The 15,837-nt window shown below is 35.2% G+C and carries 10 protein-coding genes; 7 read left to right on the top strand and 3 right to left on the bottom strand.

Features of this window, described 5'->3' with window-relative positions; genetic code table 11:
- Positions 1–92: 92 nt before the first annotated feature.
- The 5 genes from H7350_RS04580 to H7350_RS04560 are packed head-to-tail and all read left to right on the top strand — an operon-like array spanning position 93 to position 4,205.
- The gene (locus tag H7350_RS04580) at positions 93–956 is read left to right on the top strand and encodes an aldo/keto reductase (RefSeq protein WP_338105758.1); all 864 of its coding nucleotides are present in this window, start codon (positions 93–95) and stop codon (positions 954–956) included.
- Positions 957–971: 15 nt separating this feature from the next.
- The gene (locus tag H7350_RS04575) at positions 972–1,724 is read left to right on the top strand and encodes an SDR family NAD(P)-dependent oxidoreductase (protein ID WP_204344681.1); all 753 of its coding nucleotides are present in this window, start codon (positions 972–974) and stop codon (positions 1,722–1,724) included.
- On the top strand, positions 1,721–2,350 hold the full coding sequence (locus H7350_RS04570) for an HD domain-containing protein (RefSeq protein WP_235989256.1): 630 nt from the start codon (positions 1,721–1,723) through the stop codon (positions 2,348–2,350). Before H7350_RS04575 ends, H7350_RS04570 begins: the two co-directional genes overlap by 4 nt.
- Before the next feature lie 2 nt (positions 2,351–2,352).
- Positions 2,353–3,075: a phosphodiester glycosidase family protein gene (locus H7350_RS04565; protein ID WP_204344680.1), complete on the top strand. Its 723-nt coding sequence runs from the start codon at positions 2,353–2,355 to the stop codon at positions 3,073–3,075.
- On the top strand, positions 3,072–4,205 hold the full coding sequence (locus tag H7350_RS04560; RefSeq protein ID WP_204344679.1) for an ATP-binding protein: 1,134 nt from the start codon (positions 3,072–3,074) through the stop codon (positions 4,203–4,205). Before H7350_RS04565 ends, H7350_RS04560 begins: the two co-directional genes overlap by 4 nt.
- Positions 4,206–4,594: 389 nt before the next feature.
- On the opposite strand, the gene H7350_RS04555 is transcribed toward H7350_RS04560, so the two are convergent.
- The 3 genes from H7350_RS04555 to amaB all read right to left on the bottom strand — a co-directional run bounded on the left by H7350_RS04555 (position 4,595) and on the right by amaB (position 8,857).
- Positions 4,595–5,785 carry a DUF1501 domain-containing protein gene (locus H7350_RS04555; RefSeq protein ID WP_204344678.1) on the bottom strand — a complete coding sequence of 397 codons (1,191 nt, stop codon included), beginning with the start codon at positions 5,783–5,785 and terminating at the stop codon, positions 4,595–4,597.
- 2 nt (positions 5,786–5,787) lie between these two features.
- Positions 5,788–7,161, bottom strand: a complete 1,374-nt coding sequence (locus H7350_RS04550; RefSeq protein ID WP_204344677.1) for a DUF1800 domain-containing protein — start codon at positions 7,159–7,161, stop codon at positions 5,788–5,790.
- Between the two features lie 142 nt (positions 7,162–7,303).
- The gene (gene amaB, locus H7350_RS04545) at positions 7,304–8,857 is read right to left on the bottom strand and encodes an L-piperidine-6-carboxylate dehydrogenase (protein ID WP_204344676.1); all 1,554 of its coding nucleotides are present in this window, start codon (positions 8,855–8,857) and stop codon (positions 7,304–7,306) included.
- Between the two features lie 121 nt (positions 8,858–8,978).
- Between amaB and H7350_RS04540 the strand changes: the two genes are divergently transcribed.
- Together H7350_RS04540 and H7350_RS04535 are read left to right on the top strand one after the other, a co-directional pair.
- A complete protein-coding gene (locus H7350_RS04540; protein WP_204344675.1) occupies positions 8,979–10,061 on the top strand; it encodes an isoaspartyl peptidase/L-asparaginase family protein in 1,083 nt (360 codons plus the stop codon).
- Between the two features lie 160 nt (positions 10,062–10,221).
- Positions 10,222–15,804 carry an alpha-2-macroglobulin family protein gene (locus tag H7350_RS04535; RefSeq protein ID WP_204344674.1) on the top strand — a complete coding sequence of 1,861 codons (5,583 nt, stop codon included), beginning with the start codon at positions 10,222–10,224 and terminating at the stop codon, positions 15,802–15,804.
- Positions 15,805–15,837 lie beyond the last annotated feature (33 nt).

Raw genomic sequence — 15,837 nt, 5'->3', positions numbered from 1 at the left:
TAAATAATTACAAATCAATAATACCTCATTCTTCATTATTTGACTATTTTTATACGTGAATTGCAAAAAAATCCGCATAAACAGAAAAAAAAGTGACATATTCTCGATTAATTGCAGGTACAATGACCTGGGGAATTTGGGGCAAACAACTCAATACAACCAAAATAATTGACTTACTACACTTTTGTATTGACCTAAATATCACCACATTTGATCATGCTGATATTTATGGCGACTATACCACTGAAGCCAATTTTGGTAAAGCGTATGCTGAAAGTGGCATAAGCAGAAGTGATATTCAACTAATTAGTAAGTGCGGAATTCAACTGAAAAGTGCCAATAGAAAGAATTCGGTAAAACACTATAATTATAACAAAGACTATATTATATGGTCTGCCGAAAGATCCTTAAAACAATTAAAAACCGATTATCTCGATCTGCTTTTATTACATAGGCCAAGCCCACTAATGCAACCTGACGAGATTTCTGAAGCAGTATTGAATTTAAAAGACAGAGGCTTGATTGCAAATTTTGGAGTGTCTAATTTTACAGTGTCTCAACTAGAGTTGTTATCAAAATCTGTTGATATATCTGTTAATCAAATAGAATGCTCCCTAACCCAAAATAATGCCATGTATGATGGCACTTTAGACCATATGGCCACAAAACATATAACACCTATGGCCTGGTCACCACTAGGAAGTGTATTTAGGGAAGACAATGAACAAACACGACGCATACACAAACAACTCGGGAAATTACTAGACACCTATAATGCTACTGAAGATCAATTGTTATTGGCCTGGCTTTTAAAGCATCCTTCACAAATTCATCCTGTTATTGGCACAACTACAAAACAACGAATTTCAGATGCTGTCAAAGCGCTAACCATTGATTTGGCATTAGAAGACTGGTTTAAAATCTTAGAAGCTAGTCAAGGCATTGAAGTTCCATAACTTATAAAAATAACTATGACTAAAACAGCATTAATAACTGGAGCTACCAGTGGAATTGGAAGGGCAACTGCTCATGAATTTGCAAAACACGGGATTCATTTGATTCTTTGTGGTAGACGACAAGAACGACTACACACGATTCAACAAGCATTAAGTAAACAAACTCAAGTGCATACACTTAACTTTGACGTAAGAGATAAAGATGCGACGTTTAATGCTATTACCTCACTTCCTGATGATTTTAAAACCATTGATATTTTAATCAATAATGCTGGAAATGCTCACGGATTAGATCCTATTCAATCTGGAAATATAGACGACTGGGATGCCATGATGGATATTAATGTTAAAGGTTTATTATATGTGAGTAAAGCTATTATTCCTCAAATGACTGAACGAAAAAGCGGACATATTATCAATATTGGATCGTCTGCTGGAAAAGAAGTATATCCAAAAGGCAATGTATATTGCGGAAGTAAACATGCCGTTCTGGCCATAACTGAAGGGATGCGTATTGATTTGAATCCTTTTGGAATAAAAGTTACTGCTATAAATCCTGGCCTTGTCGAAACCGAATTTTCACAAGTCCGCTTTAAAGGTGATGCTATTGCCGATAACGTATACAAAGGCTACAAAGCTTTACAGGCTGAGGATATTGCTGAAGTTATTCAGTTCGCCATTTCCCGACCCGCTCATGTAAATATTGCAGATGTACTATTATTTTGTACAGCACAGGCTAATTCTACAATTGTAAAAAAAGACTCATGATTGATTGGCTGCGTAACGAATGGAAAACTTTAGTGTCATTGTATACTAAAGATGATGCAGTCATTTCAGAATATTGGGAAGATATCGAAAACCATTACACCTCTAAAAACAGACATTATCACAATCTGTCTCATATCTATAACATGCTGCAACAAGCTCATAATCTAAAAGCTACTATTATTGATTATAATACGTTTCGGTTTGCTATATGGTATCATGATATTATTTATAACGCCACTAAAAAGAATAACGAAACAAAAAGTGCAGAATTTTCCGAAAAACGACTAAAATCTTTAAATTTTGATCAAAAAAGCCTGAAAATCGTCAATAAATTGATAAAATCAACTCAAAAACACGATATTCTATTGAACACAACAAGCGACAATGCTTATTTGTTAGATATGGATTTGTCCATTTTGGGTACAGATTGGAATCTGTATGAAGCCTACACTCAGAATATCAGAAAAGAATATGCCATATATCCCGATTTCATTTATAAAAAAGGTCGTAAAAAAGCCATGTTACATTTTTTAGAGCGTCCAACAATTTACTTTACTGAATACTATCAAAATAAATATGAAGAGCAAGCACGTATCAATTTAAAAAAAGAAATCAGTTTATTATAACTATGAAACATCTATTCTTATGTACTATTGTCTTTTCAATGCTCCTATTAGCAAATTCATCTTCTGCACAACAAATTGATGATGAACGCTTTGTGAGTTATATTGTAGATTTAAACAAACAAACATTAAAGTTTTACTTAAAAAATGACAACGGATATAATTTTGGAAATCATTACGAACTTAAAAACGAATTGAAAACCAAAAACAAGGAACTCATTTTTGCCACAAATGGAGGGATGTACCTCAAAGACGGTTCTCCTCAAGGTTTATATATCGAAAACGGAACCATAAAAAAACCCGTTAATACTATAAAATCAGGGTATGGCAACTTTTATTTACAACCTAATGGTGTGTTTTATATAACGAATGAGAATAAGGCGATAGTTTGTGAGACGTCACAATATACATACAGTCCTAAAATTACCTATGCTACTCAATCTGGACCAATGCTTGTTATTGACGGTAAAATTCATGCTGTCTTTAAAAAAAATTCTGAACATTTTCATATTAGAAACGGTGTTGGTGTTTTACCTAACGGGAAGCTATTATTTGCCATGTCTAAAGACACAATAACCTTATACGATTTTGCTGATTTTTTTAAAAGTCAGGGCTGCGAAAACGCATTGTATCTGGACGGTTTTATTTCAAGAACATACCTTCCAAAGAAAAAATGGGAGCAATTAGATGGACATTTTGGAGTTATAATTGCTGAAATTAAAGAATGATTAACAAACGTTTACTTATTAAAAATTTACTTGCTCACAATGATGAGAACAGTTTTTATGATAAGAAGCGAAAAGTAGATATCACTCATAAAGAAGGAAAGGCGAAGTTTCTAAAGCATATATGTGCACTTTCAAACAGCAATCCTAAAAACAATTCGTATATCGTAATTGGTGTTGAAGATGAAGACAACAAGATAATTGGTGTTAACTTTTTTGATGACAGCAAAATTCAAAACCTCATCAATGCTTATCTTACAAATCCTCCAATTGTACAGTACGAAAATATTCCATTTCCACATTTACCAGACGATAAGGTTGTTGGATTGGTCACTATCAGACCTATCGATAAAATTACATCGTTAAGAAAAAATATCTGGAAATATTATGGTGGTTCTGTCTTCTTTAGAGATGGCAGTATGAGTATGCCCAAGGTTTTTGATATTGAAATAAAAGATGTTAATTCAAAAATTGTTCATGCTATTGAGTCTCATGCTCAAAATAATATCGAGTACACTTTAGATGGCGTTTTCGATTTTATGAATAAGCGAAAAGATTACAACCCTCAATACAAAGTATTTAAGGAATATTTTGTCTTGTGTTGGTCTGGACAGAAAAAAATAATTAAAGAAGATGTGTTTTACTCAAGAGTTGATATTGAATTAATTAATGAGCAGGTACGTTTATTTTTTTCTACTCTTGATGAAGTCGCTATAACCTATAATAATGATACATTTAAGATTGTTGAATATGTTAGCTTAGGACTTCAAAATCAAAACAAATATTATAAACTCGAAGAAACCATCATTCATTTTGAAGATAATGCTCATTATAATATTGAAACCAAACTCTTATTTGAACCACCACAATTTGATAAGAAAGTTTTACACCATATCTACAATGCCAATAATGCTATTTTAGAAAAATTAAAGAAAGGGTTGACTCTTAACAAAAATGAGGAGTTAGACCTTAATAACCTACCTGCAACTTATCTTATTTGCTATCTTAACTTATTTCATGAAGCAATAGACAAACTTAACGAAGCTAAGCCATATTTAAAAAAACACAGTACATCTGTGTATAGTTCATATCAAGAAGCTACTCGAATATTAAGGAAGGTTAAGTACAGTTAATCGAAGTAATTTGGTATAAATTACCATTCATACCTTTTTTTTTGCCTCTTGTAGTATTAATTCTACAATTACTAAGCATTTTACGATTTTTGGATTGCTATTAATCAATTACATATAACCTTATTTCAATGTCGATGTATCGAATACGAAATAAGGTTTTTGTTTTTTTATAAGATTACTAATCTTTCCAAATTGTTTTAAAAATTCCGTTTTTTAGCTTAGAAAAATTTTATAACTACCATTCATACAGTTTTTTTTACCACTTATAGTTTTTTTTAGAAAGCAACCTTAATTTTTACGATTTTAGCAGTGCTATTAATCAATTACATATAACCTTGTTTCATTGTCGATGTATCGAATGTGAAACAGGGTTTTTGTTTTTTAGGCATTTAAATAAAATTTAATTTCTGAAAAGATCCATTTAAGATTGCATCATCTTCAACTGCCAGCCACTTGTCTAAAACAGTAGCATATACTGATCTAAAATCTACAGTATACTTCAAATCTCCATTACTATCTAAATCAGAAAGACTAGCTAATTCATTATAAAAACCTGGAGTTTTTAACTGGTTTCCAATAACAAATAAATTACTTGCAGCACCATGATCTGTCCCATTAGCGGCATTTTGTTTTACGCGTCTACCAAATTCTGAAAATGTTAAAATAAGTGTATCATTAAAAGTTCCTTGCTGCTTTAGGTCTTTAACAAAAGCTTGAATACTATCTGCATATATTTTTAACAAACGTGATTGACTATTTAATTGACCAGCATGTGTGTCAAATCCGCCAAGAGACGCATAAAATACTTTTGTTTCTATACCTGAGCTTATCAGTCTAGACGTTGTTTTTAACTGATTAGCAAATGTATTCTTTGGATACTCTTGCGTGCTAGATGCTGTTTTATGTTTTTCAAAAATATATGTAGCAGAAGATTCTGCCGAAATCATTGTTTTATATAAATAACCTAAATTATGTTCACTGAGATGCTCATCTTTATAATGCTTAAGAACATTTTTAAAATATGGGTCTTGAGATGTTCTAAACAACACTTCGGGATTAGTTGTTGCAATCCCATGGGTTTGCTTTCCTTTTAAAGCCAAGGACAAACTATCATCAATTTCGATCGCATTATATGGCTTATTTCCGTAGGCATCCAAATAGCGTCCAATCCAACCGGTTTGTATATATTGGTGTGCACCACTTCCTGTTTGCCATATATCGGTTGCTCTAAAATGAGACCGATTAGGATTTGGATATCCTACATTATTTATAATAGTAAGTTGACCTGCATCATATAATATTTTAAGTGGCAATAAACTGGTATGAAACCCTAATTCATCGGTAAGTCTTAGCACATCTGTTTTGGGAATAGCAATTTTGGGGCGATTGCGATAATATGTATCATTATTAAACGGAATAACTGTATTTAAACCATCATTTCCTCCCGACAGCTGAATAATCACTAATCGTTTATACCCCAAACTAGACGCTGAAAAGTTTTCAAATGCCTTTATAAAACTAGGCACAAAAAAAAGGCTACTTGCAAGGCTTGATTGTTTTAAAAAATGTCTTCTATCCATAATTAACACATTTGATATTCAGGTATTGACATCAATTGAACGCAAAAGTCTTGTTTAGACGATTGACTTAATGTCTTTAGATAAGTTTCAGTTCCATCACTTAACTTTGGAACTATAATTTGTGACTTTAATTCGTTAGCCGAGAAGCTTTTAAATTGAGTATTAAATGTATCCCAGTCTACTTTTACGGTTACAAACCTATTCTTCTTTTTACTGTTGTAATATGTTTCAAATGTATCCTCAAACTCACCTTTTTCACGTATTGATATTTTAGCATTGGATAAAATAATTGATGGTAACTTTAATCGCAACATAATAGTATTACTGTCGATCCAGTTTTTTCCACCAGACCATCCTGCTACATTTGGTGGATTTAATAATGTTTGTCCGAGTAATTTTTGAATTTTTAAAACATCATTCGTTTTTTCAAAAGTGACAGGTACTGTTTTTCTCATACCGACTAAAAACTCAATTGGAGATTTTATCTTTGTTCCTATATTGGCTTCTTCGTAAAACCAGTCAGACATAAACACATGGTGCATTAAGCGTTCAATATTATAGTCTTTGAAAAAGATATTTGTTAATTCTTCAACTCGTTTTTCATGTATAGTGTCACTAACGAAATACTTGTAGATTTTTCCACATATAAAACGAGCACACTGCTTTTGTTTTAAAATGATATCAATAATATCATCGCCATCATAACGTCCTGTGTGTCCAAAAAAAGTTTTAAAATCATCATCATGATAGAACCTTCGAAGTATAAATTCACCTTTGAAATTATTATCATAGCCCGTAAAAGCTTTAGCGCTTTCTTTAATATCGTCTTCTGAGTAATGTCCTTCTCCTAAAGTAAACAACTCCATAAGTTCTCTGGCAAAATTTTCATTTGGCTTTTGCTTTCGGTTTTGCTTATTATTTAAATATTTAAGCATAGCAGCCTCTTTTGAAATTGCCTTTACAAAATCACCAAAATTACCAAGAGCATAGGTTCTTAGGGTATTATTATATTGTTGTACATGAAAGATATTTTGGTCTTGACATACAAAATGATTCGCCCAAAACAAGGTCATCTTTTCTCTTAATGTTGCATCAGAAGTTACTAAGCGATTTACCCAAATCACATTATATTTTTTGAGTTTTTCTCTACTACGCTTAGCAAACTCCATTCGCTTACTTTTATTTTTAAGTAATTCTTTAGAAACCAAAGGAAGTATATCAGAGGTGTCAACTGTTAAACGCAACATCGTTTTAGAGTTAGAAAATAAGGCATCTACGACGTCTTTTCTGCTTTTATGAGTCAAGGTTCTGAATTGATTTGGTGTAGCTCCGAAACCTGCCCTCCAATATAAATGTTGTATGTGGCGCTGTGTCATAATTCTTAGACTAAAAAACTGATACTAAGTTTAATGATATACGTTCAAAAATGATTCCAAAGTTGAAATCATAAAAAAACCGCTTCAATAATTGAAACGGTTTTAAATCTTGATTTGTATGTAAATACAGAAAAAGTTCTGATTAAAGATCAAATTTAATCCCTTGTGCTAACGGCAATTCATCAGAATAGTTAATCGTATTTGTTTGACGTCTCATATACACTTTCCATGCATCAGATCCAGACTCGCGTCCACCACCTGTTTCCTTTTCGCCACCAAATGCGCCTCCAATTTCTGCACCTGAAGTTCCGATATTGACGTTTGCAATTCCGCAATCAGAACCTGCATATGATAAGAACTTTTCAGCTTCTTTCATTTCATTGGTCATAATCGCCGAAGATAAACCTTGCGCTACACCATTTTGGGTTTCAATCGCATTTTCGATATCACCAGAATACTTCATCAAATATAAAATAGGTGCAAATGTTTCGTGTTGTACAATTTCAAAATGATTTTCAGCTTCAATAATTGCTGGTTTTACGTAGCATCCAGACTCATAACCTTCGCCTTCTAAAACACCACCTTCAACTAAAACGTTTCCACCTTCAGCTTTTGCTTTTTCAATAGCTGCTAAGTACATGTTCACGGCATCTTTGTCTATTAACGGACCAATATGATTTTTTTCATCCAGAGGGTTACCAATAGTTAATTGACCATAAGCACCAACAATGGCATCTCTCACTTTATCATAAACAGACTCGTGAATAATTAAACGACGGGTCGACGTACAACGTTGTCCACAAGTTCCAACAGCTCCAAATACAGCACCTGGAACCACCACTTTTAAATCGGCAGATGGAGTAATAATAATAGCGTTATTTCCTCCTAATTCTAACAATGACTTCCCAAAACGTTCGGCAACTGTTTTTCCAACAATACGTCCCATTCTGGTAGAACCTGTAGCAGACACTAAAGGAATTCTGGTATCTGTAGTCATAAACTCACCAACTTTGTAATCGCCATTGATGATGCAAGAAATCCCTTCTGGTAAATTATTTTCTTTTAAAATTCCTGCAATAATATTTTGACATGCTACAGAACATAGAGGTGCTTTTTCCGAAGCTTTCCACACACATACATCGCCACAAATCCATGCCAATGCAGTATTCCAAGCCCAAACAGCCACAGGAAAGTTAAAAGCAGAAATGATTCCTACCACACCAATTGGATGCCATTGTTCTCTCATGACATGACCAGGACGTTCCGAAGGAATTGTTTGACCGTTAAGCTGTCTTGATAATCCCACTGCAAAATCACAGATATCAATCATTTCCTGAACTTCACCATACCCTTCTTGCAATGATTTCCCCATTTCGTAAGACACTAACTTACCGAGTGGTTCTTTTAAATCTCTTAATTTATTTCCAAACTGACGTACAATTTCTCCACGCTGTGGCGCAGGAATATCTCTCCAGGATTTAAATGCTTTAGTAGCAACATCCATGACTTTATCGTAATCTGCTCGTGTTGTCGTTCTTACTTTTCCTATCAATTGACCATCAACAGGAGAATAAGATTCAATGATATCTCCATTAGAAAAATTATCAGAACCTGTAGATGTTCCATCATTTATAGCATTAACGCCTAATTGTTTTAAGGCTTCTTTTATTCCGAAATCGGTAGCAATAGCTTCCATATATGCTTGTTTTTTAAGAATTATTAAATTTTGAAGCGAAGTTACTAATAAATTGTCAGTTTTGCTTGATGAAAGGTGTTGAAAAATGTAACTTTAATGCACTTAAAAATCACACCTAATCATGAGATATTCTATCTGTTCTATTTTAATATTGTTCATCTGTTTTAATTGTGCTGAGACCTCCAAAACTTCAGAAAACAAAAACGAAAATACCACAACCAATGAGTTCAAAATTAACACAGAAACAAAAGCTGAGTTTGCTATAATCATCCATGGTGGCGCAGGTACAATTCTAAAACAAAATATGACTCCTGAAAAAGAAGCGGCCTATAAAGCCACATTAGAGGAAGCTATCAGAGTAGGTTATGAAATTTTAAAACAGGGCGGAAGCAGTTTGGATGCAGTTCAAAAAACCATTAATGTGATGGAAGATTCGCCACTCTTTAACGCCGGAAAAGGTGCCGTATACACCAATGCAGAAACCAATGAGTTAGACGCTTCCATTATGGACGGAAAAACCTTAAATGCTGGTGCTTCTGCAGGAACAACCACAGTAAAAAATCCGATTAACTTAGCGCGAATTATCATGGATAAATCACCACACGTTATGATGGCTGGTGTTGGTGCCGAAACTTATGCAAAAGAACAAAATCTGATCATCGTAGATCCATCTTATTTTTATACTGAAAACCGCCTAAATTCAGTAAAACGAGCAAAAGAGCGTGAACAAATAGAATTAGACCACGATGATAAAACAGCCTTTTTTGATGCTGAGATTCAAAATTATAAATTCGGAACTGTGGGCTGTGCTGCGCTTGATAAAAATGGAAATTTAGCCGCTGGCACCTCAACTGGTGGAATGACGAACAAGCGCTATGGTCGTGTTGGTGATGCACCAATCATTGGTGCTGGCACTTATGCCAACAATAATTCTTGTGCAGTGTCTAGCACAGGTTGGGGCGAATATTTTATTAGAGCTATGGTAGCTCACGATATTTCGGCTTTGATGCAATACAAAGGTGTATCACTTAAAGAAGCTGCCCAAGAGGTAATTCAAAAGAAAGTTCCAGAACTTGGTGGAGATGGTGGTATTGTTGCTGTTGATAAACATGGCAACATGGTGGCCGAGTTTAATACCGCTGGAATGTATCGGGCTTCTATGAATGCAAAAGGCGAGTTGACTATAGGGATTTATAAGGAGTAATAACGAATACTCTCAGTTTAACAACGAATTCTATTTTATTTGTAACACATAACAAAACACAACTCATAAATCCCTTTGATTGCCCTAGTTTTATAGTATTCAACGATTCTTTTGATAGTTTGAATAGTAAGCACATAAACCAATAAACATATCCGAAGCCATGACACTTAAACATCTATTTGCTCTTATTTTTTGCCTTGCATTTGCTGTTTCCTGTAAAAAAAAGGACAGTATCACTCAAGAAACCGATAACCTCTTCAAATTCAGAGATTATATCAGCTATACCTCTTCGGGCTTACAATCGGTGACAGAACCCATTACCATTAATCTGTCCAATGATGTGGAAGGTTGGGACATCGACACTGTTATTGACGATGCCATTATTAAAATTTCTCCGCATGTTGACGGCACCTTAAAAGCTTCTAATAAACATACTTTAGTTTTTATACCTGATGAGCATTTAGATCCCGCGACAGAATATACGGTAGCCGTAAAACTCGACAAGATTTACAAGGACATGCCTAAAGATTATGAAGACTATGTATTTCAGTTTAAAACCATAACACCCAACTTTAATATTGTAACAAACAGCTTGCAATCGTACAGTAAAAAATGGCAATACATCGAAGCTGTAATCAAATCGGCAGATATCATATCACTTACAGATGCTAAAAAACTGGTGGAAGCAACTCAAAAAGGAAAATCGCTAAAATTAGCTTTCGATGAAGTAGAGCAACATTCTAATTATTTTAAGTTTAAAATTGATAGTATCAACCGTTTTGTTGAAGATTCTGAAATTACCATAACATGGAATGGAAAAGCGATAAAGGCAGAAAACAAAGGCGAAAACAAAGTCCTGATTCCTGGGATTAATAATTTCAAAATCGTAAATGTTGAAGCGTATAAAAGTCCGGAACAATTCCTATACATCAACTTCTCTGATCCTATTAAAAATCAGCAAAATTTTGATGGTTTGGTAACCATTCAGAATGTCAAAAACCCAAAATTTGTTGTCGTCGGAAATGTGCTAAAAGTTTATCCAGACACCAAACTGGTTGGTAATATCCAGGTCGATGTATTTCAGGGCATTAAAAATACGGATGGTTACAAACTTAAAACGGCATTTTCTGAAGCCATCTCTTTTGAAGAAATAAAACCTCAGGTTCGTCTCATAAGTAACGGCACAATTTTACCTAATTCTAATGAGCTTAAATTTAATTTTGAAGCCGTTAATTTAAGTGCTGTAGATGTAAGGGTTATTAAAATATTTGAAGATAACGTCTTACAGTTTCTTCAAGACAACCCGATGAACAGCAACAATCAAAACGAAATTAAACGTGTTGGTCGTCGTATAGCAAAGCAAACTATTACGTTGCAATCTGCTGCTGAAAATTCAGGAAAATGGAAAGCATACAGTATCGATTTATCCAAATTTTTTAAAGCCGATCCAGGTGCCATTTACAGAGTCGAACTGAGTTATTCCAGAAACTATTCTTTGTATGATTGCGAGGCAAATCCGCAAGGTGCTTTAAACGACAATGATGAGTATGACGATTACTATTATGAAGAGGATTATTATTACGATGATTTTGCGGATACAACTACCGAAGACGAAGAACTTAAAGAACAAGAATACTGGGACAATCGTACGTACCGTTACCGAAATTACACCTATAACTGGAGACAACGCGATAACCCATGCGACGATGCCTATTATAATGAAAACCGCATTGTATCCCAAAATCTATTAGCATCCAACTTAGGTGTCATCGTAAAACAAGGCGTTAACAACAATTATTATTTTGCGGTTACCAATATTTTAAATACCAATCCGGAAGCTGGAGCCACAATCAAATTGTATAATTTTCAGCAACAGGAAATTGGTTCGACCTCAACCAATAGTGAAGGTTTAGCGGTTTTCGAATCTAATAAATATGCCACTTTTGCTATTGTAACTAAAGGCAATAATACCAGTTATCTCCGACTAACAGACGGAAATTCACTCTCCTTAAGTAAGTTTGATGTTTCGGGGAATCGTTTACAACGCGGACTCAAAGGCTACATCTACGGAGAGCGTGGTGTTTGGCGACCAGGTGACTCACTTTTCCTGACATTTATGCTGAATGATAAAGCCAACGAACTTCCTAAAGGCCATCCTGTAAAACTTGAAGTTACCGATCCCAATGGAAAACTGGTGTACAAACACGTGACAACTGATAATGTCAACAACTTCTTTAAGTTTATTGTACCAACGTCTTCCGAAGGAAAAACAGGAAACTACAATGCTAAAGTTTCTGTTGGAGGTGCCCAGTTTTATAAATCTTTAAAGGTGGAAACGGTCAAACCGAACCGCCTGAAAATTAAAGTAGATTTTGATAAAGACGTATTGTCAAGCAACGAACTTCTCAACGGAACACTTGATGTAAAATGGTTACATGGTGCGCCTGCTAAACAAATCAAGGCAGAAATTAAGGCTAAATTCAGCAGTTCTTATACAAGTTTTAAAAACTTTAAAGGCTATATGTTTACCGATCCTGCGCGTCAATTTAATTCGGAAGAACTCAATGTTTTTGAAGGGCATCTTGATGAAGAAGGAACAGCAACCATCACTACCAATTTAGATGTTGGAAAGAATGCTCCAGGAATGCTTAATGCACAGTTTCTAGTTCGAGCTTTCGAAAATGGCGGCGATTTTTCTTTAGATGCATTTACGAAAACCTATTCGCCTTATGCATCTTATGTCGGACTCAAATCTCCGAAGGGTAATTATTATGGTTCTTATTTTACAGACACTAACCAAACCTTTGATTTAGCCGTTGTTGATAAAGACGGAAAACCTGTACAACGAAACGACTTGGAAATAAAAGTGTATAAAATTGAATGGCGCTGGTGGTGGAACTCCTCGTATGACAACCTTTCCAATTATGTATCGAGTAGTTACCACAGACCCATTTTAAATCAAAAAGCATCAACAGGTGCCAACGGAAAAACCTCATTTAATATCAAAATCCCTGAAAATGAAAGAGGCCGTTACCTCATTAGAGTTTATGATCCTGTGAGTGGCCATGCGACGGGACGAACTGCCTATTTCTATAAAAACTGGTCTGGTATGTCAACAGGAAATGACAAAGAAGCGGCAAAAATGCTGGTATTTGCTTCAGATAAAGACAATTATAATGTTGGTGAAACCGCGACCATTAAATTCCCTTCCGGAAGTGAAGGTCGTGCTTTAATAAGCATTGAAAATGGCTCAGATGTTATAGAACACAAATGGGTAAAAACTAACAAAGGAGAAACCACGGTTGACATTCCGATTACTTCGGAAATGGCGCCCAATGTATTTGTCAACATCTCCTTATTACAACCACATGCCATCACAAGTAACGATTTACCAATACGACTCTATGGTGTCATTCCAATTTTGGTAGAAGATCCAAAAACCATTCTCGAACCAGAATTACGAATGGCCAGTGTACTTAGACCAGAACAAGAATTTGAAGTCTTTGTTTCCGAAAAAAACAAAAAACCAATGACCTATACCATTGCGATGGTAGAAGAAGGTTTATTAGATTTAACACGTTTTAAAACTCCAAATGCATGGAACGATTTTTATTCGCGTGAAGCATTAGGTGTGAAAACCTGGGATATTTTTGATGATGTGATTGGTGCTTATTCTGGAAGTATCGATCAGGTCTTAGCTATTGGTGGAGATGGCAGTGCTGCCAAAGGCAAGAATAAAAAAGCGAATCGCTTTAAGCCGGTTGTCACTTATTTAGGTCCATTTGAGTTAGAAGCCGGAAAGTCTAAATCGCATAAAATCAAAATGCCAAATTATGTTGGTGCGGTGCGAACCATGGTTGTTGCTGGAAATAACCAAACGGAAGCTTATGGAAGTACCGACAAATCTGTAGAAGTAAAAAAACCATTAATGGTCTTAGCGACTTTACCGAGAAAGTTAAGTCCGGGAGAAAAAGTAACACTTCCTGTAACCGTATTTGCGATGGAACCTAAGGTCAAAAATGTGAACTTAAGCTTGACATTGAGTGACGGAATTTCAGTTGTTGGAAATAGCAGTCAGCAAATGACTTTTGCAAAACCTGACGAGCAAATGGCTTACTTCGAATTAGATGTCAGCAAAGCAAAAGGCATTAATACAGTTGAAGTCATTGCTACTGGAAATGGTGAAAAGTCAAGCTATAAAGTTGAATTGGATGTGGTAAATCCGAATCCGATAACTTCATTATACGAAAATGCAAAACTAGAAGCCAATGCTTCAGAGCGTTTAGACTTTAGAACCTTCGGCGTGCCTGGAACCAATACGGCAACAGTGGAATTCTCCACGCTTCCACCAATGGATTTCTCAAAACGCTTACAATACTTGATTCAATATCCGCATGGCTGTGTAGAGCAAACGACCTCAAGTGTCTTTCCGCAGTTATATTTGAGTGATATATTCGATTTAAAATATGAGAAAAAACAAGAAATTCAGTCGAACATAGAAAACGGCATCAGACGCTTAGGAAATTTCCAACGTCCAAATGGTGGCATGAGTTACTGGATTGGAGAAAATACAGCTAATGACTGGGGAACGAGCTATGCTGGGCATTTCTTAATTGAAGCCGAAAAGAAAGGTTTTGTATTGCCACTTACTTTTAAAAGTAACTGGTTAAGCTACCAAAAGCAAGCGGCTCGAGATTGGAGGCCTAGTTACAGAAACTATAATTCCGATTTAGCACAAGCCTATAGGTTATACACGTTGGCTTTGGCGGGTAGCCCAGATCTTGCGTCTATGAATCGCTTACGTGAGTTTAGTGAAATTTCGAACGAAGCCAAATGGCGATTGGCTGCGGCTTATGCTTTAGCCGGACAAAAAGAAGCGAGTGCACAATTGTCGCAATCGGCTAATATCGATTTTAAACCACCAAAGTATAATTATTATACCTATGGTTCGGTAGATCGTAATCGCGCTATGGCTTTAGAAACCATGATTATTACACAAAATCCAAAAGCCCGAGCACTTTCAGAACAAATTGCAAAAGATTTGTCGAGTACTAATTGGATGAGTACACAAACGACCGCTTACAGCTTATTAGCTATGGCGAAAATGGTGGAAGCCAATGGTGGAAAAGATATGAATTTCACCTATACTTTTGGAGGTAAAACGGAAACTATAACCACCAAGAGCACCATTGCACAGCGTGAGTTAGCTGTAGTGGATGGCACCAACACCTTACAACTTAAAAATGAAGCTGGGAATCTTGTTTATGTAAGGGTTTTAAATTCTGGTAAGTTACCATTAGGCGAAGAACTTGCCGAACAACGCGGCTTAAGTGTTTCGGTAATTTATACCGATTTAAAAGGAAATCGTATCGATGTAAAAAGCTTACAACAAGGACAAGATATTGTGGCTAGAGTGAGCGTAAGTAATTTAAAGAGTGAAAACCTTCGGGATGTCGCCTTGACTCAAATTTTTCCATCGGGATGGGAAATAGTGAATACGCGTTTTACAGATTATGGAGATACCACAACGAGTGCAGCGCGATATACAGATATTAGAGACGACCGTGTGAATTTCTATTTCGATTTACCATCAAAGGGGAAACACGGAACCAAAGTCTTTACAGTCATGCTGAATGCCTCGTATTTAGGAACTTATTATTTACCAGGAACACAAGTTGAAGCCATGTATGATAATGATTTCTTTGTGCGAAATAAGGGAAGTTGGATTGAGGTTAAGAAATAAAAAATGCTTGTAAATAAAACATTTGACCAAACG

Source organism: Psychroserpens algicola (genome assembly GCF_014526325.1).
GTDB lineage: Bacteria > Bacteroidota > Bacteroidia > Flavobacteriales > Flavobacteriaceae > Psychroserpens > Psychroserpens algicola.
The sequence above is the reverse complement of the archived record's forward strand: the minus strand, read 5'-3'. Positions and strand labels throughout refer to the sequence as shown.

Bases quoted from the DNA above. Each gene is read 5' to 3' on its own strand.
- H7350_RS04570 (WP_235989256.1), top strand. From the start codon at position 1,721: ATGATTGATTGGCTGCGTAACGAATGGAAAACTTTAGTGTCATTGTAT.
- amaB (WP_204344676.1), bottom strand. From the start codon at position 8,857: ATGGAAGCTATTGCTACCGATTTCGGAATAAAAGAAGCCTTAAAACAA.
- H7350_RS04555 (WP_204344678.1), bottom strand. From the start codon at position 5,785: ATGGATAGAAGACATTTTTTAAAACAATCAAGCCTTGCAAGTAGCCTT.
- H7350_RS04550 (WP_204344677.1), bottom strand. From the start codon at position 7,161: ATGACACAGCGCCACATACAACATTTATATTGGAGGGCAGGTTTCGGA.
- H7350_RS04575 (WP_204344681.1), top strand. From the start codon at position 972: ATGACTAAAACAGCATTAATAACTGGAGCTACCAGTGGAATTGGAAGG.
- H7350_RS04565 (WP_204344680.1), top strand. From the start codon at position 2,353: ATGAAACATCTATTCTTATGTACTATTGTCTTTTCAATGCTCCTATTA.
- H7350_RS04535 (WP_204344674.1), top strand. From the start codon at position 10,222: ATGACACTTAAACATCTATTTGCTCTTATTTTTTGCCTTGCATTTGCT.
- H7350_RS04540 (WP_204344675.1), top strand. From the start codon at position 8,979: ATGAGATATTCTATCTGTTCTATTTTAATATTGTTCATCTGTTTTAAT.
- H7350_RS04560 (WP_204344679.1), top strand. From the start codon at position 3,072: ATGATTAACAAACGTTTACTTATTAAAAATTTACTTGCTCACAATGAT.